The following is a 24,370-nucleotide window of genomic DNA, read 5'->3' as shown; positions in this document are numbered from 1 at the left end:
ACTAAGCCTCCGCTCACTTTTTGGTTGCTGTCTTCTTCGCTTTAGCAGCTTCCACTACCCATTTACCGCCACTGTAGAAAGCACGCCATCCGGTCGCCTTACCTTCGACTTCCGTCATCACATACTGCTCTTTCGTTTTACGGCTGTAACGGACGATTGCAGGGTTGCCATCATCATCTTCTAACGGTGCACTGAAGAGGAAACTATATTTTGGATCGATCTCGCTCTTATGTGGTAAGAGCTCAGACACTTTAGGCGCTCGAGTTTCCCTTTTACGAGGGAACTGACTCGCCGCAAGGAACATACCTGATGCACCATCACGTAAGATAAAGGTGTCTTCGACGTTATCACATTGCAACTCTGGCATCGGCACCGGATCCATTTTCGGCGGCGCAGCCTCACCACTTTTCAACAACTTACGAGTGTTTTTACAAGTATCACTTGTACAGCCAAAGAACTTGCCGAAGCGGCCCGTTTTTAACTGCATCTCAGCACCACACTTGTCGCACTCCAACACCGGGCCATCATAACCCTTGATTTTAAAGGCACCCTGCTCAACTTCAAAACCAGGACAGTCCGGGTTGTTGCCACAGATATGCAGCTTACGTTGCTCGTCAATCAGATAGCTGTCCATCGCCGTATCACAGATACTACAACGGTGCTTGTTACGCAGGATACGCGACTCTTCTTCATCATCGCCATCGACACTGACAACCTCATCACCGTGAACCAGATTCATGGTCGTTTTGCAGCGCTCTTTCGGTGGCAGGGCATAACCTGAACAGCCTAAGAAAACCCCGGTTGTGCCGGTACGCACCATCATCATCCGACCACAGGTAGGACAAGGAATATCCGTTTCTGTCGGCGCATTCAAGCGCATCCCGTCATCAGGGTCTTGTGCTAGCTCTAAACGATTACTAAAGCCTTCATAAAATTGGTTGAGCAACGCTTTCCAATCGGCTGCGCCAGTAGCGATGTCATCTAACGACTCTTCCATCCGGGCGGTAAAGCCAAAATCCATCAGATCAGAGAAGTTCTCCACCAGTCTTTCAGTAACAATATCGCCCATTTTCTGAGCATAGAAACGCCGATTATGGACTTCCACATAACCACGATCCTGAATCGTCGAAATAATCGACGCATAGGTGGACGGCCGGCCAATGCCTCGTTTTTCTAACTCTTTAACCAAACTCGCTTCGGTATAACGGGGTGCAGGCTTAGTAAAATGCTGCTTAGGATCTAGCTGTTGCAGTTGCAATACATCGCCCTGCTTCACATCTGGCAAGATAATATCGTCATCTTTACCCCGGCTATTCATCACTCGCGTATAACCATCAAAGCGCAAAATCCGACCTTTGGTGCGTAATTCAAATTCACCCGCCGTAATGGTTACCCGTGTACTGGTGTAGAGGGCCGGCGTCATCTGACACGCCATGAACTGCCGCCGAATGAGCTCATAGAGGCGTTCAGCGTCCCTCTCCATGCCTTTTAACGAAGTAGCCTCGATGCTTACATCTGAAGGACGAATCGCCTCGTGCGCCTCCTGAGCGCCCTCTTTGCTGCTATAGGAGTTAGGTTTTTCAGGCAGATACTTGCTGCCAAAGTTCTCATTAATATATTCGCGGCAGGTAGCAACGGCTTCAGCACTTAAATTGGTCGAGTCGGTCCGCATGTAGGTGATATAGCCAGCTTCATAGAGTCGCTGCGCCAGCATCATGGTTTTCTTCACACCAAAGCTCAGTCGGGTACTCGCCGCCTGCTGCAGGGTTGAGGTGATGAAAGGGGCCGAAGGACGACTACTCGTTGGACGATCCTGACGATTCGTGACCTGAAAGGCTTCTTTTTTCAGCTGCGCAACATACCCATCAGTCTCGGTACCACTGACAGGACGGAACGCCTTGCCCTGATATTTTTCGACCTGAAAGCGCAATGCTTCTTTTTTGTCCGACTCGACATCGGCATGTAACTCCCAGAACTCTTCAGGGATAAAGCTGCGAATCTCTTTTTCACGCTCAACTAGCAAACGTACAGCGACCGATTGCACCCGTCCAGCCGACAAGCCACGGGCAACCTTGGCCCATAGCAGCGGCGACACCATGTAACCGACCACGCGATCAAGGAATCGACGCGCCTGCTGCGCATTAACTCGGTTAATATCAAGCTCACCCGGTTGCTTAAATGCTTCCTGAATCGCTTTTTCAGTAATTTCGTTAAATACCACACGTTTATAACGTGAATCTTCACCACCAATCGCTTCCCGCAGGTGCCAGGCAATCGCCTCCCCCTCGCGGTCCAAATCGGTTGCGAGATAGATTGTGTCTGCATCTTTCGCTAGTCGTCTCAATTCATCAACGACTTTTTCTTTACCGGGCAAGATCTCATAACGGGCATCCCAGTTATGTTCGGGATCAACACCCATACGAGCAATCAGTTGTTTTTTACTCTTTTCAGCCTTGTGCCGGATTTTATCTTCCGGTGACAATTTACGGGTTATCGCAGCCTGACGAGCGCGTTCTTTTGGATCCGATGCGGTCCCATTACCCGAGCCACTGGTGGGCAGATCCCGAATGTGGCCCACGCTCGATTTAACCACAAACTGGTTACCCAGATACTTGTTTATGGTTTTCGCTTTGGCAGGTGACTCAACTATAACTAGGGACTTTCCCATATAAATAAAATCCTTAAAGGACGAGGTGACAATACAAAACAGCGTGCATATATAAGGGCTGTAACCAGCAGGGTCAAGCTTCTGCTAAAAAAAACACGCCAATTAATCAAGATTATTGGCTAATAAAGGTATGTTTCTGGTAGCTTAAATACAGTATGCTGCCGCCAATATTAGCCCGTTCCTTAATTACAACTACCTGAGAATATGTTGCAAGACAACCTGATTTTTCTTTTTTCTTTAATCGCAGTCGGTTTCGTGGCGTTGCTGGTGAACAATTATTTCTCTACCAGAGAACAGCAAAATGAATACCGCAATAAGCGTCTGAAAGAGCTGAATAAGAAGTCAGCCGAAACCCTAGAAAGCCTTGCCGTGCTGAGGGAAGCCAACTGCCGCACGGAAATAACCGATGCTTTGAGCGGCTACGTTGTCAGCATGATCGAAGAAATTTCAACACTGGCCCCCGAATCGGAACTCCTTCAGGATATCGGTGCACAAAAAGAAAGTACCGACCGCATCACTGCGGTACCCGGTGGTTTTAACAACGATCGCGCCCTCAAAAAAGCTCAAATCCATATTCAACATGCCGAAAAACTCTGTATCGAGATGGCGCAACTTAACAAGCTCAGTGTAGCCCGGGCCAAGCAGTTTCAGCATGATCTTTACTGGTTGCATGTTTGCGTATTTGCCGATGCCCATATCAATCAGGGTAATCACTATCTCGAGCGGGGCGATAAGTTAGTAGCCATGTCCCACTACAAACATGCTAAAGCGATGGTTGCTCGTGCCAACGTGCCGCAGAAGCAAAAACAAGAATATATCGATAGGATTAGAGATCTTCTCAACCGCGCAAGACCCAGTAGCGCCATGGCTACCGGCAACTTGGCCGCCTCTGTTGATCTCTTAAGCCAGAAAGAAAATAAAGAAGAATAAGTATTAAGCGCCGACCTCAGTTTGAAGCGGCGTTTAGATATTCAAATCGGCCAACCGATTGGCCATCCGCACCGGTCACGGCTTCAGTAAACATCGCCAACGGCCGCACCCAGATGCCTCGCTCGCCATAACAGGGGCGATACACTACTAACCACTCTTCCGTTTCGGAATGCCGAGCGAGATGCAGCACTTCGTAATCTGCGCCTTTGTAATGACGGTAAATACCCGTTTTAAGCGTCATAGTCGCTCCTCTATCTTGCCTATTCATGATTAAAACTGCTGGTCAATAAAGGGCTTGAGTAACGCTTGAAACTCATCCAAGCTGTTTTCATCACCACGTTCATCCCAATATAACGAAATATGCACCGGTGTTGACTCGATCGAAGAGACGCCTGCTGGCAACTGCTCTATCAATGTATTCAAAACCGCTAGTTGCTGCTCGTTCAAGCAACGCTCACCACTGCCCCAACACCAACCTTCAGGCAAGCCCTCATTGGCCACGGCAATCTGACGAAAAACCTGCCACTCGGTGAAGTTATTGCGATGGGCTTTTTCCAGGTTATAGCGAGGCAAACGATAGGCTGTTGCCATCAAGGTTTCAGGCTTCACCTGGCCCGCTGCACGGGGCGGCGTCATGCGCACCATCTGCACCTGAAAGCCATGTTTAGACGCCTGTTGACGCAGTTTGGCAAGAAACCGCTGCCGTGGACTTGGCATCACCCACATCATCGACCCTAGCAATGACATCATAATTAAAATAATAATGGCCCACTTCATTTAATGCCCTCGACTAACCGGGTTGACACCGGTCATAATTAGAACCAGAGATTCTATGTTATTCTCATTATTAGGAATCAACAGGAGCAATTCCCATGTCCCTTTATAAACACATCTTAGTAGCGACTGATTTATCAGAAGAATCTGATCAATTGATCGACAAAGTAAAACAACTGGCCGAATGCTCTAACGCTGAGCTATCCATGATTCACGTTATCGAGCCGCTGAGCTTTGCTTACGGCGGTGACGTTCCGATGGACTTAACCGCGATTCAAGCACAGCTTGATGAGCACGCACAAAGCAAGATGACTCGCTTTAGTGAACAGCTAGACTACCCCGTTAAGCAATGTCATGTGGTTTCAGGTCACACTGAAACTGAAATTCACAAAGTCGCTGACGAACAGGGGTGCGATCTAATTATTGTCGGCAGCCATGGACGTCACGGGCTGGCATTGCTGTTAGGCTCAACTGCCAATGGCATCCTGCACGGCGCTAAATGCGACGTACTGGCGATCAGAGTAACCGAGAAAGAAGAGTAACACTCCCCTTTCTCTGCGCTCTACACGATCATCCTAGATTGTTAGGCGATGCGCGTATTACTGCATCGCCTCTAGTTCCACCCAGCGATCCATTAGTTTTTCCAGCGCTGCTTCTTTGCTTTGCAATGCTGCTAACTTAGCCGCAACTTGCGCATGATCGCCGTTATAAAAATCAGCCGCGCCGGTTTCTATATGCAGTTGTTCGATCTCGCCTTCAAGCTGTTCTAACTGCCCCGGCAGTAGATCCAACTCTCGCTGCAACTTGTAACTTAGTTTCTTCTTCGCCGGTTCCGCTTTAACGGGCTCCACCACTGCTTTAGCGGTAGGCTTTTCCACCGGCCGGTTGATCTCAGCACGCTGCCGTAACCAGTCTTCATAGCCCCCGACATATTCCTGAACCTTGCCGTTGCCTTCGAACACCAAGGTGGAAGTCACCACATTATCCAAGAATGCCCGGTCATGACTGACCAACAACAGGGTACCCTTGTACTCTAACAAGATCTCCTCAAGCAGCTCTAGGGTTTCAATATCCAAATCATTGGTCGGCTCATCAAGCACTAACAAGTTGGATGGCTGACTAAATAACTTAGCCAACATCACCCGGTTACATTCACCACCGGACAACGCCTTCACCGGGGTGCGTGCACGTTCCGGAGAGAACAGAAAATCACTCAAATAACTAATAATATGACGTGATTTACCATTGATCGAAATACTCTCACGGCCTTCGGAAATATTATCAATAATCGTTTTTTCCGGGTCGAGCTTGCCTCGCAACTGATCGAAATAGGCAACATTAAGACTGGTGCCGAGTTTAACCGCACCTTGATCCGGCTGAATTTGCCCTAACAGTACTTTCAATAGCGTACTTTTACCCACACCGTTCGGGCCGATCAGACCGATACGATCACCACGCTGAATAGAGAGTGTTAGATCACGTAACACAGTATCACCGTTATAGCCGTGGGTAACACCTTCCACTTCGATCACGATTTTGCCCGAACGGTCCGCTTGCTCTACTTGGAATTTAGCTTTGCCCTGCTTATCACGACGCTGGGAGCGCTCCACGCGCAAATCTTTAAGTGCACGGACACGGCCTTCATTACGGGTACGACGGGCCTTAATGCCCTGACGAATCCACTTTTCTTCTTCGGCTAAGCGCTTATCAAATAGGGCGTTATGACGCTCCTCTTCCTCAAGCATTTTCTCTTTTTGTGCTAAATAAGCGGAATAATTGCCGGGAAAAGAGGTGAGATTACCGCGATCCAGTTCAACAATACGGGTCGCCAAACGCTCAACCAATGAACGGTCATGGGAAATAAATAACACGCCCCCACGGAACTCCATGATCTGCTTTTCCAGCCATTCGATGGTTTCGATATCCAAATGGTTGGTTGGCTCATCGAGCAATAATATATCGGGGGACTGAACCAATGCCGCGCCGAGCGCCGCACGACGGCGCCAACCGCCAGATAGCGCCGACATAAGCTGTTCGCCATCTAATTCGAGACGTTCCAACACCTGCACGATTTTCTGCTCAAGGTGCCAGCCGTCAACGAGTTCGATTTTATGTTGCAACCGTTCCAGTTCAGCCATATCCGTATCACTTTGGCTCATCGCCAACGCTTCATAACGGTTCAGCAGATCAACGGTTTCAGCACAACCGGAAGCCACGACATCGCGCACCTTGCGTTCATCAGCGGCAGGTAGCATCTGCGACAGTTCCGCCACTCGAGCGCCGCCATCCTGCCAGATTTCACCATCATCAGTTGCTTGATGCCGTGCCAGCACTTTCAGCAGGGTCGATTTACCCGCGCCATTAATGCCCACTAAGGCAACCCGTTCGCCTTTATCCAGTTGAAAGTCGATATGATCGAGCAGTTGTTTATCGCCAAAGGCGACGGAGACCTTGTCCAGTCTGATCAGAGCCATGCTTAAATCCATCAAAAACGTTGGCCGCATATTCTACAGAAAAACCACTCGGCGGTGGTACGCAATCACAATATATTTACGCACACCCTCCGGCAGACGCCTGAGATAGCCCCTGAGAATGAAATTTCACCCCTTTAGACCATATTTTTCTCGAGTTTAGGTTCGCTTTGCCGCTATGATTGATATACATGCAACTACCGACAAAGATGGATGATGTCTTATAAAAACAGCAATACCTTACACCCCCGTCTCGTTTGCAGTTTACTACTCTGCTTTTTTGTAGCGGGAACCGCGGTTGCAGATTCGTCTGAAGCATCACGACGTCTCTATCAAAAATCACTCAAACAGCTAAATAACGATAATCTGGATGAGTATTATCAACTTAAAGCACAGTTGACTCAGTACCCCCTGTATCCTTATCTGGAACAGCAGGAACTGACACATAATTTCGCAGCCGTTACACAGCACCATATCGATCTTTATGCCAAACAATATGCGTATGTACCGACGGTTTACCCGCTTGAGCAAAAATGGCTTAACTATCTGGCCACCCATAAACGCTGGAAAGACTATATCGTCGCCTATAAAGGTTCAACGGTCAGAAATGAGCTGTCTGAGTGCCACTACCGCAACGCCCTGCTACAAACAGGCCAAGCAAGTCTTGCAGTTAAAGGCATTGATACCCTCTGGAATGCAGGCCACTCGGTCTCTAGCGCCTGCGATTCAGTATTCAGCCATTGGATGAAGCAACACAACGCTCCAAGCAGTAAGCTCGCTTATCAACGTTTCTGGAAAGCAGCTGACAACAACAATATGAATTTGGCTGTTTATCTGCAACGTTATATTAAGGACGCTAAACAGAAGAAAGCCGTCGAACGCTTTCTCAGTGTCCGCAAAGACCCGGCCCTCATTACAGACCCCACTTATTTCCCCGGTGATACCGTGGCTAGCCGTATAACCTACCTATATGGTATTGATCGTCTTTCAAGAAAGAGCCCACAAGCAGCGACACAAGCTTGGTTTAAAGTTCGCTCAAGTCGATCTTTCAACCAAGATGAGCAGCAAAAGCTCAGCCGCACTTTGGCACGCCGCCTAGCGAACATTCCCGACAAACACACCGACGGCTTACTTAAACGATTAAACACCACCCAGGATGAAGAGATTCAGGAACGCCGTATCAAACTGGCACTGACGGATCTTAATTGGAATAAAGTACATCAACTGATCGACGAAATGCCCGCAGAGATGCAGCAGGATGAACGCTGGGTCTATTGGAAAACCCTATCTGCCAGCCATATCAAAGGGCTTCAGCCGGCCTACTCCGATGCGTTTGTAAAACTCAGCACCGAGCGCAGCTATTACGGTTTATTAGCCGCTCGCACGCTGCAAACCAGCTTCCGCCTGAACCCTCAGCAAGATAAAGTCGTTGAAAAAGCCGTACTGCAACAGGCAAGCGCACCAGCCATGCAACGTATGCACGAGCTTTACCGGTTAGACCAGCGCTACCTAGCCCGCCGTGAATGGAACCAATTCACTCGCCAGTACGATGCCGAGCAACTGCGCACCGCTGCCACAGTACTGCACCGCTGGGGCTGGCATAATATGGCGATTATTGGTGTCGCCAAAGCCAAATACTGGGATGATATCGCGCTGCGTTTCCCTATGCCCTATTCGGATACCTTTGCCACATTGGCTGGCAAGTTTAATATCGATACCAACTGGGCACGGGCAATTGCCCGACAAGAAAGCGCCTATCAGCCCCATGCGCGCTCTCGCGTAGGTGCTCGCGGTTTGATGCAGCTGATGCCCAAAACCGCGAAAATGACCGCTAAACATAACGACATTCCGTACAAGCAAGTCAGCGAGCTGTATCAGCCGAGTACCAATATTAACCTTGGTGTCGCGTATCTCGCCGAAATGCAGAAGAAGTTTAACAACAATCAGGTGTATGCCACCGCCGCCTACAACGCTGGCCCTAGCCGGGTCAACCGATGGCTAAAACAGCGGGGTGAATTACCGATTGATATCTGGATCGAAACGATTCCATTCACCGAAACCCGCCGTTATGTGATGAATGTCATGGCCTATCATGCGGTCTATCGAACGCTGGCCGGCAAGCCCACCCACCTGCCCGAAGGCCAAACCGCCTTTAGAGTCGCACTGCAAAGCTCAACCGGTGCCCATCAGGCGGAACAGCTGAGAGACTTTATCCGGCATAATACTCAGTAGGTTTTAACTCATTAACGGCAGATAGACCAAAATGCATGCAAGCGACCTAACGGATATCGGTGTTAACCTCACCGATAGCGCCTTTGACGCCGATCGAGAAGCTGTCATTGCTGATGCGGTGACTGCTGGCGTGACGCGACTGCTCATTACAGGCACTAACGTTGATGACAGTGAACAGGCACTTAGCCTTTGTCAGCAACACCCCGGCCAACTGTTTTGCACCGCCGGGGTTCACCCCCACTACAGCAAAACCTTTACCAGCGAGGGGCGAGCAACCTTAACCGCGCTACTCAAACATCCCGAGGTCGTGGCGGTGGGTGAAACAGGATTGGATTTCAACCGTAATGCGTCACCGCCCGCACAACAGATCAACTCCTTTGAACAACATTTAGAGCTGGCCAGTGAAGCGGCGTTACCCCTGTTCCTCCATGAACGGGATGCCCATCAACAACAGCTCGAGATGCTCAGGCTGCATCACGACGACCTACATGGCGCCGTTGCTCATTGCTTTACCGGCAACCGAGAAGCACTATACAATTACCTCGATCTCGATCTGTATATCGGCATTACCGGCTGGATCTGTGACGAACGTAGAGGCCTTGAGCTACTCAACTTAGTCAAAGATATTCCAGCGGATCGTCTGCTGCTCGAAACGGATGCCCCTTACCTACTGCCGCGCAATCTCAAACCTAAGCCCAAAAGCCGTCGTAATTTGCCCGCCTATCTACCTCATATTCTCAATGAGGTGGCTAAAGCCAGAGGCGAAGACCCACAAGCATTGGCACAGCAAACACAACAGAACAATCAACGCTTATTCGGCTTCCGTTAGGCCTGGGTTTCAATCTGACGAATAAACTCGCCAACGCCTTCAGCATCGAAGGGCCAGCGTAGTTCAGCACCGCTGGCCTCATCGACGAGTACCGGAATCAACACACCATATTTTTCCATTAAGGCATCGTCGTAAGCAATATCTACTTCATCTAACAGATGTTGACTGGGATTAAGCTGAGCGATAAGTATGTCTGCGGCTTCATCACAAAGATGACAACCCACACTGCTCATCAGCAGAAACTGACGCATAAGGTCTCCTAAGTGGCCTAAAAGACCTCATAATCGATAATGAACAAAACTCGTCTGATTATATAACAACATAAACTCTTTTTTGGGTTTTCCCCTGCCTATTGCATCGCCCTCAACAAAAGCGATAAAACCCTCGTCGACAAGTTCCGGTATGGGGCCGATAATGACATCAACATCTAGGCGCAATAGCCGCAGCACCGAACAACCGCAACATATTTTGGTTAGATTTCCATAGCGTCGCAGCGTAACTCCCCGAAGCGTCTAACTAAAGTAGTGCAATAGAAGCTTGCTGCGCCGCATCAAGTTGTCTATGCTCAATGACTCTGTTTAAACATTGTATTTAATATTGAGCTTCATACGACAGAACAGCAGGCAGTTATAACAATACACGGGTGTCGGCTCTCCTCAGACGTTTGCACCGATGACTAAGATAGGCTTCAGATAGAAGGCAGTTATATGGAAAACAACAGCAACATTCTCTCTAATCCACAAGAATTCATTAATTATCTGAATAAGGAAAGCAAGAAAGTTCTTGAGATGTATTCTCAGAATGGCAGTGACGACGTCTTTAAGAAGTTCACCCAGTCATGGACTGATCTGGCTGCTCGTTCTTTCGAAGACCCATCTGTCTGGGTGCGAGCTATCTCTGACTATCAGCAAGCGCAAATCAGCTTGTGGCAAAACATCCTAACCGGCAAAGCGGTAGACAAGCCAATCGCGGAACCGCTCAAGGGCGACCGCCGTTTCGCTGCCGAAGAGTGGAGCCAAAACCCTGTATTCTCTTATATCAAACAATCTTACCTGCTGACATCAGATCTGCTTAACCAGATGGCCTCTAAAGCGAACCTGAGTGAAACTGAGCAACGCAAGCTAGAGTTCTACACTCAGCAATATACCGATGCCATGTCTCCCACCAACTTCGCCCTGACCAATCCTGAAGTACTGCAACAAGCATTGGAAACCAAGGGTCAAAGCCTTGTTGATGGCCTGCAAAACCTGCTCGGCGATGTTGAGAAAGGCCGCATCACCATGACAGATGAATCCGCATTCACCTTGGGTGAAAATATAGCGACATCTGAAGGCGCGGTCGTTTTTGAGAACGAAATGCTGCAGCTGATTCAATACAAGCCAACCACTGATCAGGTATACAGCCGGCCAACGCTAATTATCCCTCCTTGCATTAATAAATTTTACATTCTCGACCTGCAAGAGCATAACTCCTACGTTAAGTACTGCCTCGAACAAGGCTTGAACGTATTCTTGGTCTCTTGGGTTAACCCAACCACTGAGCAGCGTGACCTTTCTTGGGATGATTACGTCGACAATGGCACCATAAAAGCCATTGACGCGGTGAAGAAAATCACCGACCAAGATAAAATCAACTGCGTCTCATGGTGTATCGGCGGTACTATCCTTGCCTCAACACTGGCGGTGATGGCTAAACGTAAAGATGAATCCGTTGCCTCTGCAACCTTCCTGACAACCCTGACTGACTTTACAGATCCAGGTGATCTAAGAGTGTTTATCGATGAACAGCAGGTTAAGCAATTAACCGATAAAGTCGATGAGCAAGGCCTACTTAACGGCCGCGACTTGGCCGCCTCTTTCAACATGCTTCGCTCTAATGACTTAATCTGGTCTTACGTCGTTAACAACTACCTGAAAGGTCAGAATCCAGCACCGTTCGATATTCTTTACTGGAACTCCGACTCCACCAACCTGCCTGCTAATATGTACAACTTCTATATCAATGAGATGTACATCAATAACAAGCTGGTAGAGCCCGGCGGCCTGACTATCTGCGGTGAGTCCATTGACCTACGTGATATCAAGATTCCAGTCTATTTCATGTCTGCTATCGACGATCATATCGCACCTTGGAAAGGGACCTTTAAAGGGACCGAACTGATGCAGGGTAAGGTCGAGTTTGTGCTGGGTGCCAGCGGCCACGTTGCCGGTGTTGTCAATCCAGCCTCTAAGAATCGTCGTAACTACTGGACCGGCGGTGAGCTAGGTCAGGGAGCCGATCACTGGCTTGAAACTGCCGAGCGCCAAGAAGGCAGCTGGTGGCCAAACTGGGCTAAATGGCTCAAGCCAAAATCTGGCAAAAAAGTTGACGCCCCTAAAGAGTACGGCAATAAAGAGTTACCAGCGATTGAACCGGCTCCGGGCCGTTACGTTACCGCTCGTATCGACTAGCAGACTCCGCAACCACCAGAAACCGGGGCCTGCGCCTCGGTTTTTTTATTTCCGCCACTTTAATAATTTGATCGCCATTGAAATACACACCGTTATGCTCTCTGCACGAGAGCCGAAATATTCTATCACTCGCCATTCCTATTCTAGTGGCAGAGCTATCGAAGGCCGCCATGGGCTTTGTCGATACGCTGATGGCGGCCCGATATAGCGCTGAAGACCTGGCCGCTGTAGCATTGGGCTCGGGTATCTGGCTGCCGGTGCTAATTTCACTCAGCAGCGTATTGATGGCCGTTACCCCGATGGTGGCTAATCATGCAGGCAATCATCAACTACGCAGAACCCGCTTGATCTTTCATCAAGGGGTATTGATTGCGCTCTGTGTCAGTGTGCTAGCCTGGCTTATCTTACGCAATATGGCCCCCGTGTTAGAGATGATGCAGGTCAGCGGCAGCCTTAAAACCAAAACATTGGGCTACCTCGAAGCACTATCATGGGGCGTGCCCGGCATTATGCTGTATCAAGCCTGCCGTAGTTATTCTGAAGGACTCGGCAAGACTCAACCGCTAATGAAAATCGGCATTTTTGCGTTACTCTGTAATATCCCTCTGAACTACGTATTAATCTACGGTAAATTTGGCTTCCCAGAACTCGGCGGCGTCGGTTGCGGCTGGGCAACTACTATTGTGATGTGGATCATGGCGCTCAGTGGCGCTGCATATTTGCGCTATTCTCGCCACTTTCGCCACCTAAACCTTATTATTCGGCCGCGTTTTAAGGCCGTTTACTTCGCAAATATTCTTCGTATCGGCGTCCCCATCGGTTTTACCATGCTGATAGAAGTCAGTATGTTTTCCGTTATTGCCCTGCTAATTGCCCGCTTAGGCGAACAGGTTATTGCCGCCCATCAAATCACCCTTAGTTTTACCGGCATGGTGTTTATGATTCCTCTGAGTATCGCCATGGCCCTGACCATCAGAATCGGTCAGAATATCGGCCGCAAAGACTATCACGGCGCCCGAGTCACCGCGGCTAGCGGCTATATGATTGTGATTTTAACCTCCATCACGACCTGTACACTGATCGCTCTACTTTCAGTGCCGATCGCTCAGCTCTACACCCCCGACCATGACATTGTCACACTCGCCAGCAGCCTATTACTGATCGCCGCTATATTTCAAATACCCGATGCGATTCAAGTTGCCAGCGCCGGCTTGCTACGGGGTCATAAAGATACGGTCTATCCATTGTTGATTGTCTTTACCGCTTACTGGTTGATCGGACTACCGCTGGGATATACCCTCGGCCTGACGGATTTAATCACCCCCGCCTCTGGACCCAAAGGTTTCTGGCTAGGCATGATCGCCGGCTTAACCGTTGGCGCTATACTGTTATTACTCCGTTACCGACACATTAAACGACAATGCCATATACCCGCTGCTTCATCGCACTGAGCTTGATACTGGTACTACAGGGTTGCGATCAGCGCCCTGTTGAAACCATGCTGGAACGATACAGTAACCGGGTCGCCAACAGCCTCGACAGTGAGACACAGCTTGATCTCGACCACCCTTTAGCACTGCCGACCTATCCCCGCAGGCGTGAACGAATACGCCCAGTGACCGATCTGCGCCAAGGACTACTGGAAGTATTAAAGCTGCGTCACTGCCAACTGGTGCAACTGGTCGCCGAACGGAACAGTTCATTAGGCAAGGTAATGCCTCCTTCCCGGCAACTGGTCTATGAAATACGTTTTCTTAGTGGACTCAATCAGTGCCGCCAAACCCTGCAGGAAAACCATGCTGATAGCGGGCTAATCGAGACTATTGACGAAATTTACCAGATCAAACAGCAAAACATGGAAGCGGCGCTATGGAACGGAATCTTCACCAGCGAGGCGATGGAGCGAAACTTCTCCCACGCCGAACCGGCCCTACCGTTGACCGGCGAGGATGGCTTTAGCCAGAGCCGTCAAGCGCTGCAGCTGTTCAACCGCATCGCCGCGCTCAACCCCATTATGCAAACGCCATTAACTTGGCGTGAGCCGGATTACCTAGATCAACTAGAACCCCATTATCAGGCACTATCAACTCTGCGCTATGGCAGTCGCTGGTTACGCTCGATCGTTTTAATCACTGAAACTTTAGAACATACCGCCGATGTGATTGAACAGCGCCTTGCTAAACGCCCCTTGTGCTATAACAACCAAGCCAACCCTACAGCCCTGATTGTCAAAAATGTATTCAATAAATATTATGCCGCTGAACTACAGCCCTATATGGCCAAAATACATAACCAAGGCCGTGAGTGGCTCGACCTTAATCAACAACTGCTGCAACACTTCCAGCATATTCCTAAATCGATGCAGCAATATCAGCGCTTGATGCTTACACCTGAATCACCACTATGGCAGCGCTATACTCAAGCGAGAAATCGACACACAGAGGCATGGCAAGGCTTGCTAACACAATGTAATCTCATGCCAAACGGATCATAATCAGCCCAGCAACATTTTGAGTAAATAATACAGGTGTTCTGCGCCTGACTATGAAACAATAAAGTTATTGTTAATTATCAATGGTTCGCCGTGTCCAGAGCAGCTCAACATAGCCCACGAAAATCGTTAACAGGCACGTTTATAACGCGCCTGGGCTTCTTGTTAATGCTATTCCTGTTATCACTCGCCTATACCATCACCGCGGCCCCCGGCTTCAGCGTTATCATGTCCGACGCCCAGATTGATAAACTGGGTCAAAAATACGGAGAGATGGCTAAACGACGTTTACGTAGCTGGCAAAACCTAATGACAGAAATTAAAGACTTTGATGATGATGAGAAGCTCCATCGGGTAAACCGCTTTTTCAATCAGTTAACCTTTGTTGATGATCTAACACACTGGCATAAGTCGGATTACTGGGCCAGCCCAGTGGAATTTTTAATTACCAGCGGCGGTGACTGTGAAGACTTCTCGATCGCCAAGTACTACACCCTGAGACAGGTCGGCGTACCGATTGAAAAACTCAGCATCGCCTATGTAAAAGCCCTTAAGCTGAATCAGGCACACATGGTGCTAACCTATTACAGCACTCCCAAATCAACCCCGCTCATTCTCGACAATCTGATCCCGGAAATAAAACCGGCCAACCGTCGACCTGATCTACAGCACGTCTATAGCTTCAACGGTGATAATCTATGGTTATCAAAAAAAGGCCGTCGCAGTACACTAGTCGGTACCTCTGATCAGTTAAAGCCTTGGGTACAATTACAATCACGAATGGAGAATCAGGGTTTTTAGCCTGATAACAGCACAGATGAGGAATCAAACATGTCAATCGTAAATCAGTTAATGGCAGCAGTGCTCGCCGTACTGATCGGATTAGCGGCAGGCTCAGTCTATCTGATGTCAGACAGCTCCAAGACGATGCTGATACATCAATTGGAGTCCCATGGTCAGGACACCGCCACCCATTTAGGACTCTATCTGGCCCCCTATATTGCCGATCATGATAAAGCCGCCATTGAAACCACCGTCAATGCTATCTTTGATAGTGGCTTTTATCAGCAGATTCGCGTGGTCGATGCCGACGATGTGCCGCTGTTTATCAAAACCACCGATGCCCAGATAAGTGACAGCGTTCCCGACTGGTTTATTGATCTTATTGAAATCACACCGCCAGAAATGACCCGTGAAATCACCCATCAATGGCAAAAAGCCGGCACTATTTTTGTTCAAAGCCGAGCCGGTTATGCCTATGAGCAACTCTGGCGCGGAACGGAGCAGACCTTTATCTGGTTTGTTATCCTCTCGCTACTCTGCCTGTTTTTTATCAGCCTGCTGATGCGCTATATTCTCAATCCATTGAAAGGTGTTGAAGATCAAGCAACAGCCCTATCACAACAAAAATATATTGAACAAGCCCATATCCCTCGTACCCGTGAGCTAAAACAGGTGGTGCTGGCGATGAACATGATGGTGCGGCGTGTGCGCACAATGTTTAATGAGCAGGCCAAGTACATCGAAGAGATCCGCCGTACCGCTTATCAAGACGATTTGACCGGCCTAACCAACCACCGCGCCACCATGACTCAGCTTAACGAGCGTATCGACTATCGCAACGATTATGGCCCCGGTAGCCTTATACACCTGCATATAGCCGACCTACAAAAGCTAAACACCGAGTTAGGGGTAGAGAAAGCCAATAACTTTATCCGCGCCTGCGCCTCGCAATTGAAAGAGATCAGTTTACTGACAGAAGCACCGATCCTCGGCCGTATCGGTGGTTCTGAGTTCGTCCTGCTGACCCATATAACTGATCCAGACCAACTGTCCCGCGAGCTCAATAAGCTAGCCGAGATTCTGCAGGACAGTTATCAGCAACTCAGCCACACCCAGCAAGAAAAGGTCATCTTTATTGGCGCCACCGCCTATAACGAACAGGGTAGTTCAGAACACTTATTAGTTAACGCGAAACTGGCGGCCGAACAAGCCAAAAGTGATAATACAACCATCTGCTGTAAAGGCATTGGCAACCCTGAATTGCAGAGTAACTGGCATGAACACGTCAGTCAGAAAATCATCAGCGGCGATATCTTTTTACAATCGCAGCCCGTTAAACAGCTATCAGCATCCCAGGAGATCGTTCACCGCGAGGTCTATGCCCGCATCCTTAATCAGGACAATAAGCCCTGTATCGCAGGTGAATTTATTAGTGTTGTGAAGCAGCTTAGCCTGATGACCGCGCTGGATAAATCAGTATTAAGATCCATTTTAGCGCGACTGAAACAAAGCGCAGACAATCAATTTGCGGTCAACCTAAGCAATGACTCGATCAAAGATACCGCCTTTTGTGGCTGGCTGATTTATAAAACCACGAAACTCGCTAACCCGCACAACCTATCGGTTGAGGTCAATGAAACTTCGGTATTGAATAATATTGATCAGGTAACCCTATTCCGCGATCAATTGCGCCAAACTGGGGCGCTGTTTGGGGTCGATAACTTCGGTATCAACCCGGCCGGCTTTAGCTACCTTTATACGGTTCAGCCCGACTATATTAAAATCGATGGTTCATTGATTAGAGAACTCGACAGCAATGATGAAGACCGCTTCTTTGTCAGGAGCTTAGTCACCGTTGCCCACAGCCTCGATATCAAGGTTTATGTGGAACACGCTGAACGGGAAACCCAGCTCAGCGCCCTGCAACAACTCGAAGTGGATGGTTCTCAAGGCTGGGTACACGGCATCCCAGAACGCTTATAAAACAGCCATCCGACAGCCACCTATAAAAAAACCGCCTTCTGGCGGTTTTTTTGTGCTGCGATTTAAGCCTGCGATTAACCGCGCTTGGTTAACAGCATCTCAAGTTTATTGTTAAGGCGGTCTTCCTTCTCCTTAACTTTCTGCTTAGCTTGCTCTTCTTGGCGTTTTTGCTGACGCAGCTTATTGATCTCTTTCAACTGCTGTTTGGCGTGCTCTGCCTCAGACTCAGTCACTGCACCGGCAGGTTGACCATCAAGCCCGATACGATCAGCGCCCTCTTTCAGACTGCGAAAGTAATAAGGTGAGCGAACGTAGGAGGCCAAAGCCCGCTTAATTTTATTCTTTGCTAACTTCTCATCAGCAATCAGATCTTCCTGAATCCCGATTTTCAATGGCCGCATACTTTCCCGATTGAAAACCTCAGGGTAGGCATCGCACAACAGTTGCAAAGCCGCTTGATTAGCTGCTCGGTTTTTTGAACGAGTACGGCTTTTAGTTTTATCCGTAGTCTCTGTTGCCGTAGTATCTGTTGCTGTCACAGTAAGTTTCTCTCAACCATTTATCTATAGGCCAATTAACTCGGCCGGTTATAAAAATCAGTGCCTGATCCTAAAACAGGGCTACTCCCCTTTGCGGATCAGATAAAAATATTGATCATCTTCTGCTTTCTGGTCGATCAACTCGTGCCCCAGAAAGGTACAAAATTTTGGTACGTCACGCTGTGTTGATGGATCCGTTGCCGTTAATTGCAACACTTCACCAATCGCCATTTCGCGCACTTTATTGTGCAATAGCATTACCGGTTCCGGACAGAACAGGCCGGTTGCATCCATTACCTGATCCGCTTTAACTTCAACCATCAACTCCACCTCGAATACATCAGGAGCCATATTGTCGCAAATTCGGCGGTATAGAAAAACCCATCTTTTGATTAGATCCTCTTTTAGCGGCAATAACAGTGCTATTATATTGAAATAAATAAGAATAATTTTGTTCCGCTACAGGAGAGCCAGCATGATCAGAGTACTAATAGAACGCCATATTGCCGCCGACCTAGAAGAACATTACGAAAAAGCGGCCCGCAACACACTGCAAATGGCCATGCAAGCACATGGATTTATCTCCGGTGAATCATTAAAAAATAGCGCTAATCCCAATCATCGTGTCGTCATGGCAAGCTTTCGCACCGTTCTCGATTGGCAGCATTGGTATGCATCTGATGCGCGCAAGCAAATGATGGAAGCGATCATGCCAATGCTCGAGACCGATGAAAAAATCACCGTACTCGAGCATTGAGTCCCGACAAGAGAGTTTTATTAAGTCTCGCTATCCAGAGGTTAACCTAACGCGATGAGTAACCGTTCATTCGGTTACCCGTGATAGTTGAGCAACCTAACATGCACGGTAATCTCTTCACGGTCATGATAAAGATGCTTAGCAGCCATACTAAAATCGATGCCCGCATCATTCAGCGTGGTCTGTAGATAGTCGAGACAGCTCTTCACTTCCGGATAACGCTGCTTCATCGGTAGTTTAAGGTTAAACACCGTTTCACGACACCAGCCTTCTTGCAACCACTGAGTCATCAATTTGATAACACGAGTCGGCTTATCAACAATATCACACACCATCCAATCGAACGCTTTCTGCGGCTGATAGGCAAAGGCATCTTCCGTGAGGTGTGTCACCTGGCCAGTATCCATTAGGGATTCCGCCATAGGCCCGTTATCGATAGCGGTAACAAACATATTTTGCTTAACCAACTGCCAGGTCCAGCCGCCGGGAGCCGCACCTAAATCCGCCGCCCGCTTGCCGCTGCTAATATATTGATGCCACTGCTTCTCTGGGATAAACCAGTGCCAAGCCTCTTCTAACTTAAGCGTTGAACGGCTTGGTGCTTGTTGCGGAAACTTCAAGCGCATGATGCCCATCGGCCAAGGGGCTGAATTTGCGACCGGCGCATAACCAATATAAAAACAGCTACCCGAGAGCGCAAAGATATGCAATCGATCACTCGCCTGTCGCTGTAACACACCCTGTTTACGTAATACCTGACTAAAGGCGGAACCAAAGCTATTACAGAAGCGCTGCATCTCGCGACCTTCAGTGGTATCGGCAGGCTCAACCCAGAGTTCACTACACGGTGGTAGCTTTTGCACATGGGGCATCAATGACACGACCCTATCCTGGGTATCAACGCCCTCAAGCAACGGTAGGCAGGCGATCCATTGACGGGTGAAAATCAGATCATGAAAGTTCAGTTGTTCAAGAGCGAGGCTCGCACCATCAGGCTGATGGCTGACAAACAACGCATAACCGCTATTCTCTTCCAGCTTACAATAGCCATAGATCCCCTGTTGCTCACACAATTCACGCACCTCGGCAGCGCACTCTTTTTCAAAGCCGGGACGACAATAGAGCAAAAGGTGATTCATAGGGCAGTACCTCGCTGATAAGCATTGATAATTTTGAGTGTGGATTCTACTGCATCCGCTAGGTGTTCGTCCTGTGTAATACCCGACATTTTTCGGGGTTTCAGATCATGATCGCCATCTTCCAGCCAATGAAGCGTCACCGCATCGGCTAAAGGATAGCTATCAACCAATGCCGGCTTGCCCATGCTATCGCGGGTTCCTTGAAAAATATGGATCGGTTTAACCACATGTAGTAAATGTTCAATGCGCGGTGCATCCTGCTTACCTGGGGCGTAAAAGGGATAGCCATAGACAAAACAGCCCGCTACCGCTGGATGCGCCGCCAGCATCGTGGCCATTCGCCCACCCATCGATTTGCCCGCTAACCACAGCGGCTGACCAGCCTCACTATACTGTTCAATTAAGGCAGAAAAGTACTCCAGCAATTTTGGCTGACGATCCGGTGGACGCTTTTTACCATCCAGTCGTCGCTTCTGCATATAGGGGAATTCAAACCTAACCACCTCAACACCGCCGGCGGCAATGGCTGCCGCCATATGATTCATAAATGGGCTATCCATGGGCGCACCCGCTCCATGAGCGAGTAATACACGCCCTTTTTCAGCACAACCGTCTATCAGCATTCTTACCTCCATGGCCAAAAATCCGTCGATTATGCCTCAAATTCCACTTGATCCACATCAAGTAAAGCCAAACTAGTAACTTTTGATACTGGCTTGATATAGATCAATTTACGCCAAAAGCCGCGTAAAACCACACAAACAGGACTATCAATAAAAAAACGAATATTAAAATTAATATTTAATATCAACTACTTAAAAGATAAATCCCTTTCCCTATAAGAGTCCGAAAATTAGCATTTCCTTATTTTGCACTGCGGCACTATGTCGCAACTAATACCGTTGACGCATTGAAATGTGGCCGCTGTTTCAACATAATAGCCAGCGGAAATTTACTATTTCTAAACCTTTCTAATAGCTTGTTGATGAGAGCCTGATATGAGCACAGCAGCTGAACACCCAACCTACAATTACAAGGTGGTGCGTCAATTCGCCATCATGACAGTGGTATGGGGAATCGTCGGAATGGCCGTGGGTGTGCTAATCGCATCCCAGTTAGTATGGCCTGCACTAAACTTTGATACAGCTTGGTTAAGCTTTGGACGTCTTCGTCCGTTGCATACCAATGCCGTTATCTTTGCATTCGGAGGCTGCGCATTGTTCGCAACCTCTTACTACGTCGTACAACGTACGAGTCAAACGCGCCTGATCTCTGATAAATTGGCGGCCTTCACCTTCTGGGGTTGGCAGTTAGTTATCGTGAGCGCAGCCATTACTCTGCCACTGGGTCTGACCTCTTCTAAAGAGTATGCAGAACTTGAATGGCCGATCGACCTACTGATCACAATCGTATGGGTTGCCTATGCTATCGTGTTCCTCGGTACGGTGAAGATGCGTAAAACATCACACATCTACGTGGGTAACTGGTTCTACATGGGCTTCATCCTGACCGTTGCAGTACTGCACATCGTTAACAGCGCAGCAATGCCTGTAACGCTGTTCAAATCCTATTCGGTTTATCCGGGTGCGGTTGATGCGATGGTACAGTGGTGGTACGGCCACAATGCGGTAGGCTTCTTCCTTACGGCTGGTTTCTTGGGCATGATGTACTACTTCGTTCCGAAGCAGTCTGGACGTCCAATTTACTCTTACCGTCTGTCTGTTGTTCACTTCTGGGCTCTGATCGCAACCTATATGTGGGCGGGTGGTCACCACTTGCACTACACCTCACTGCCTGACTTCGCTCAGACACTGGGTATGGTTATGTCTCTGATTCTGTTGGCACCATCTTGGGGTGGTATGATCAACGGTATGATGACCCTGTCAGGTGCATGGCACAAACTGCGTACCGACCCTATCCTGCGCTTCTTGGTTGTTTCTCTGTCGTTCTACGGCATGTCAACCTTCGAAGGCCCGATGATGGCGATTAAAACCGTCAACGCACTCTCCCACTATACTGACTGGACTATCGGTCACGTACATGCGGGTGCACTGGGTTGGGTAGCGATGATCTCTATCGGTTCTGTTTATCACATGATTCCTAAGCTCTGGGGTAAAACTCAGATGGCCAGTGTTGCGTTGATTAACACACACTTCTGGCTGGCGACTATCGGTACTGTACTGTACATCTGTGCGATGTGGGTTAACGGTATTCTGCAGGGCTTGATGTGGCGTGCGGTTAACGAAGATGGCACTCTGACTTACAGCTTCGTAGAAGCACTTGAAGCAAGTCACCCAGGCTATCTGGTACGCGCACTGGGCGGGGCTTTCTTCCTGACCGGTATGATCCTGATGGCATACAACGTATGGCAAACTGTTCGTAAAGACAGCACAGCACCCGTTGCTGATGCGTCTGCGCAAACAGCTTAAGGATCAGAGGAGTACATACAATGATCAAACATGAAACGATTGAAAAGAACATTGGCCTGATGATCCTGCTGATTATCCTGGTAATCAGTGGCGGTGGTCTTGCTGAAATCGTACCTCTGTTCTTCACCAATGCAACGACTAAGCCGATCGAAGGTCTGCGGACATATACACCGTTAGAACTCGAAGGACGGGACATCTTTATCCGTGAGGGCTGTACAGTATGTCACTCTCAACAGATTCGTCCTTTCCGTGCTGAGACTGAGCGTTATGGTCACTACTCAACCGCTAATGAAGGCGTATGGGAACATCCGTTCCTGTGGGGCTCTAAGCGTACCGGTCCAGATTTGGCGCGTGTCGGTGGTCGTTACAGTGATGACTGGCATCGTGCCCATCTCTATAACCCACGTGATGTAGTACCCGAATCCAAAATGCCCTCTTACCCATGGTTGTTTGAAAACAAACTGTCTGGTGAAGATACGGCTGCCAAAATGCGTGTCCTAGCAAAACTGGGTGTTCCATACACCGAAGAAGACGCTAGCAAAGCGCGTGAGCAAGTAGAAGGCAAGGCTGAAATTGATGCCGTGATCGCCTACCTGCAGGCACTGGGTAAACTCCACTCTCAATATACCAACAAGCGGTAACTCGAGTGAGCTACGAAGTTTATGGTCCATATCTGCCTCTATTGATGCTGATTACGTTTATCGGTTTATTTATCTGGGTGTTATTACCCGGTAACCGCAAACGTTTTGATGAAGCATCACAACTGCCATTCGCTGACGAGGAGCAAGATTCTCCCAGCGAAAGCTCTAAAAGCGCCGATATAGCCAATAACGGGAGAAATGAAAAATGAGTCCTTTTTGGAACGCATGGGTATGGACAATTACCCTAGTAGTAATTCTGGGTTGTACCTGGTTGCTGCTTGCCACGCGTAGAAGCGAGCCTCATAAGGAAGCGACAGAGGAAACTCTGGGACACACCTTTGATGGTATCGAAGAGTATGACAATCCGCTGCCAAGCTGGTGGTTTCAGATGTTTGTTGGAACCGTTATCTTCGCTGTTGCATACCTTGCCCTGTACGGCATGGCTAACGTAAAAGGTTTTTACGGCTGGTCATCTGTGGGTCAGTATGAAGAAGAGATGGCACACGCTGAAGAGGTTTATCGACCTGTTTTTGCTAAATATGCCGCTATGTCAATTGATGACCTTCAGGCTCAGCCTGACGGTCTGAAAATCGGCCAGCGCATGTTTGCCAACAACTGTTCAGTTTGTCATGGCGCGACAGGTGCCGGCGCACACGGCTTCCCTAACCTGACGGATAATGATTGGTTGTATGGCGGCGCACCTGCCACCATCAAACAGACTATCTCTGAAGGTCGTCAAGGCGCGATGCCTGCTTGGGGCCCTGTCCTAGGTGAAGAAGGTGTACGTGATGTGACTAGCTATGTACTGTCACTGAGCGGTGTTGAGCATGATGCTGATATGGCTGCTCGCGGCCAGCAACAGTTCCAGGCTTTATGTACTGCTTGTCACGGTGCTGACGGTAAAGGTACCCAAGCACTGGGTGCTCCAAACCTGACCGATAACACTTGGTTGTATGGCAACTCTTTCGAGCAGATCAGCCACACAATTCGTACCGGTCGTGGTGGTGTTATGCCAGCACACAAAGCACTGTTAAGCGATGATAAGATTCAACTTATCGCTGCTTATGTGTACAGCCTGTCTAACAAGTAAGGCTTAGATCAATAAAAAGGCGATATGATGCAAATCATATCGCCTTTTTTTGTGCTGCAGCTTAACTGCAGTCTTAAACCGCGTATAATATTCGAATTCACTAATACACCACCTCAACATAGAGGAGGATATTAGTGTTGGTATTTCGACTACTTGATGGTGAG

At 48.7% G+C, this 24,370-nt stretch carries 23 protein-coding genes; 14 read left to right on the top strand and 9 right to left on the bottom strand.

Annotated features, from left to right (window positions below):
* Positions 1–13: 13 nt before the first annotated feature.
* A complete protein-coding gene (topA, locus tag AC0L4K_RS08680) occupies positions 14–2,668 on the bottom strand; it encodes a type I DNA topoisomerase (protein WP_473268961.1) in 2,655 nt (884 codons plus the stop codon).
* Between the two features lie 204 nt (positions 2,669–2,872).
* On the opposite strand from topA, the gene AC0L4K_RS08675 reads away from it, so the two are divergent.
* Positions 2,873–3,598 carry a DNA topoisomerase I gene (locus AC0L4K_RS08675; RefSeq protein ID WP_473268960.1) on the top strand — a complete coding sequence of 242 codons (726 nt, stop codon included), beginning with the start codon at positions 2,873–2,875 and terminating at the stop codon, positions 3,596–3,598.
* Positions 3,599–3,614: 16 nt separating this feature from the next.
* Here AC0L4K_RS08675 and AC0L4K_RS08670 read toward each other — a convergent pair whose 3' ends face one another.
* Together AC0L4K_RS08670 and AC0L4K_RS08665 are read right to left on the bottom strand one after the other, a co-directional pair.
* Positions 3,615–3,839, bottom strand: coding sequence for a DUF1653 domain-containing protein (locus tag AC0L4K_RS08670; RefSeq protein WP_473268959.1), 225 nt, complete (start codon positions 3,837–3,839; stop codon positions 3,615–3,617).
* A 29-nt stretch (positions 3,840–3,868) separates the two neighbouring features.
* Entirely contained in the window at positions 3,869–4,375 is a 507-nt protein-coding gene (locus AC0L4K_RS08665; protein ID WP_417224442.1) for a hypothetical protein, read from the bottom strand.
* A gap of 95 nt (positions 4,376–4,470) precedes the next feature.
* On the opposite strand from AC0L4K_RS08665, the gene AC0L4K_RS08660 reads away from it, so the two are divergent.
* Positions 4,471–4,914, top strand: a complete 444-nt coding sequence (locus AC0L4K_RS08660) for a universal stress protein (RefSeq protein ID WP_473268958.1) — start codon at positions 4,471–4,473, stop codon at positions 4,912–4,914.
* A 57-nt stretch (positions 4,915–4,971) separates the two neighbouring features.
* Here AC0L4K_RS08660 and AC0L4K_RS08655 read toward each other — a convergent pair whose 3' ends face one another.
* Entirely contained in the window at positions 4,972–6,846 is a 1,875-nt protein-coding gene (locus tag AC0L4K_RS08655; protein WP_417224438.1) for an ATP-binding cassette domain-containing protein, read from the bottom strand.
* A 210-nt stretch (positions 6,847–7,056) separates the two neighbouring features.
* Here AC0L4K_RS08655 and AC0L4K_RS08650 point away from each other — a divergent pair, with 210 nt between their 5' ends.
* Together AC0L4K_RS08650 and AC0L4K_RS08645 are read left to right on the top strand one after the other, a co-directional pair.
* Positions 7,057–9,075 (top strand): transglycosylase SLT domain-containing protein, encoded by a 2,019-nt coding sequence (locus AC0L4K_RS08650; protein ID WP_473268957.1) that lies wholly within the window; start codon positions 7,057–7,059, stop codon positions 9,073–9,075.
* A 31-nt stretch (positions 9,076–9,106) separates the two neighbouring features.
* Entirely contained in the window at positions 9,107–9,904 is a 798-nt protein-coding gene (locus AC0L4K_RS08645; RefSeq protein WP_473268956.1) for a TatD family hydrolase, read from the top strand.
* On the opposite strand, the gene AC0L4K_RS08640 is transcribed toward AC0L4K_RS08645, so the two are convergent.
* Positions 9,901–10,155: a glutaredoxin family protein gene (locus tag AC0L4K_RS08640; protein ID WP_473268955.1), complete on the bottom strand. Its 255-nt coding sequence runs from the start codon at positions 10,153–10,155 to the stop codon at positions 9,901–9,903. The genes AC0L4K_RS08645 and AC0L4K_RS08640 overlap by 4 nt on opposite strands.
* 456 nt (positions 10,156–10,611) lie before the next feature.
* Between AC0L4K_RS08640 and AC0L4K_RS08635 the strand changes: the two genes are divergently transcribed.
* The 5 genes from AC0L4K_RS08635 to AC0L4K_RS08615 all read left to right on the top strand — a co-directional run bounded on the left by AC0L4K_RS08635 (position 10,612) and on the right by AC0L4K_RS08615 (position 17,611).
* Positions 10,612–12,354: a PHA/PHB synthase family protein gene (locus tag AC0L4K_RS08635; RefSeq protein ID WP_417224431.1), complete on the top strand. Its 1,743-nt coding sequence runs from the start codon at positions 10,612–10,614 to the stop codon at positions 12,352–12,354.
* A gap of 77 nt (positions 12,355–12,431) precedes the next feature.
* Entirely contained in the window at positions 12,432–13,805 is a 1,374-nt protein-coding gene (locus AC0L4K_RS08630; RefSeq protein ID WP_473268953.1) for an MATE family efflux transporter, read from the top strand.
* Positions 13,775–14,848 carry a DUF3080 family protein gene (locus AC0L4K_RS08625; protein ID WP_473268952.1) on the top strand — a complete coding sequence of 358 codons (1,074 nt, stop codon included), beginning with the start codon at positions 13,775–13,777 and terminating at the stop codon, positions 14,846–14,848. The genes AC0L4K_RS08630 and AC0L4K_RS08625 overlap by 31 nt, the downstream gene beginning before the upstream one ends.
* A gap of 165 nt (positions 14,849–15,013) precedes the next feature.
* Positions 15,014–15,646, top strand: a complete 633-nt coding sequence (locus AC0L4K_RS08620) for a transglutaminase-like cysteine peptidase (RefSeq protein ID WP_417224427.1) — start codon at positions 15,014–15,016, stop codon at positions 15,644–15,646.
* Positions 15,647–15,676: 30 nt separating this feature from the next.
* On the top strand, positions 15,677–17,611 hold the full coding sequence (locus AC0L4K_RS08615; protein WP_473268951.1) for a bifunctional diguanylate cyclase/phosphodiesterase: 1,935 nt from the start codon (positions 15,677–15,679) through the stop codon (positions 17,609–17,611).
* A gap of 74 nt (positions 17,612–17,685) precedes the next feature.
* Here the strand turns inward: AC0L4K_RS08615 and AC0L4K_RS08610 are convergent, their stop codons facing one another.
* Complete coding sequence (locus tag AC0L4K_RS08610; protein WP_417224423.1) at positions 17,686–18,150, bottom strand: ProQ/FINO family protein; 465 nt, start codon at positions 18,148–18,150, stop codon at positions 17,686–17,688.
* An 81-nt stretch (positions 18,151–18,231) separates the two neighbouring features.
* Complete coding sequence (tusA, locus tag AC0L4K_RS08605; protein WP_417224421.1) at positions 18,232–18,471, bottom strand: sulfurtransferase TusA; 240 nt, start codon at positions 18,469–18,471, stop codon at positions 18,232–18,234.
* Between the two features lie 154 nt (positions 18,472–18,625).
* On the opposite strand from tusA, the gene AC0L4K_RS08600 reads away from it, so the two are divergent.
* Positions 18,626–18,907 carry an antibiotic biosynthesis monooxygenase family protein gene (locus tag AC0L4K_RS08600; protein ID WP_417224419.1) on the top strand — a complete coding sequence of 94 codons (282 nt, stop codon included), beginning with the start codon at positions 18,626–18,628 and terminating at the stop codon, positions 18,905–18,907.
* A gap of 74 nt (positions 18,908–18,981) precedes the next feature.
* Here AC0L4K_RS08600 and rlmM read toward each other — a convergent pair whose 3' ends face one another.
* Positions 18,982–20,046 (bottom strand): 23S rRNA (cytidine(2498)-2'-O)-methyltransferase RlmM, encoded by a 1,065-nt coding sequence (gene rlmM / locus AC0L4K_RS08595; RefSeq protein WP_473268949.1) that lies wholly within the window; start codon positions 20,044–20,046, stop codon positions 18,982–18,984.
* Positions 20,043–20,669 (bottom strand): alpha/beta fold hydrolase, encoded by a 627-nt coding sequence (locus AC0L4K_RS08590; protein ID WP_473268948.1) that lies wholly within the window; start codon positions 20,667–20,669, stop codon positions 20,043–20,045. Before AC0L4K_RS08590 ends, rlmM begins: the two co-directional genes overlap by 4 nt.
* A gap of 375 nt (positions 20,670–21,044) precedes the next feature.
* On the opposite strand from AC0L4K_RS08590, the gene ccoN reads away from it, so the two are divergent.
* From ccoN to ccoP, 4 genes are read left to right on the top strand one after another with little or no spacing between them, the layout of a single operon-like run.
* Positions 21,045–22,475: a cytochrome-c oxidase, cbb3-type subunit I gene (ccoN, locus tag AC0L4K_RS08585; RefSeq protein ID WP_417224414.1), complete on the top strand. Its 1,431-nt coding sequence runs from the start codon at positions 21,045–21,047 to the stop codon at positions 22,473–22,475.
* A gap of 20 nt (positions 22,476–22,495) precedes the next feature.
* A complete protein-coding gene (gene ccoO, locus AC0L4K_RS08580) occupies positions 22,496–23,116 on the top strand; it encodes a cytochrome-c oxidase, cbb3-type subunit II (protein ID WP_473268947.1) in 621 nt (206 codons plus the stop codon).
* A gap of 5 nt (positions 23,117–23,121) precedes the next feature.
* On the top strand, positions 23,122–23,325 hold the full coding sequence (locus tag AC0L4K_RS08575; protein WP_417224413.1) for a cbb3-type cytochrome oxidase subunit 3: 204 nt from the start codon (positions 23,122–23,124) through the stop codon (positions 23,323–23,325).
* Positions 23,322–24,206 carry a cytochrome-c oxidase, cbb3-type subunit III gene (gene ccoP, locus AC0L4K_RS08570; RefSeq protein ID WP_417224412.1) on the top strand — a complete coding sequence of 295 codons (885 nt, stop codon included), beginning with the start codon at positions 23,322–23,324 and terminating at the stop codon, positions 24,204–24,206. The genes AC0L4K_RS08575 and ccoP overlap by 4 nt, the downstream gene beginning before the upstream one ends.
* Positions 24,207–24,370: the final 164 nt, after the last annotated feature.

Source organism: Amphritea sp. GJ51-11, assembly GCF_055808735.1.
The sequence above is the reverse complement of the archived record's forward strand: the minus strand, read 5'-3'. Positions and strand labels throughout refer to the sequence as shown.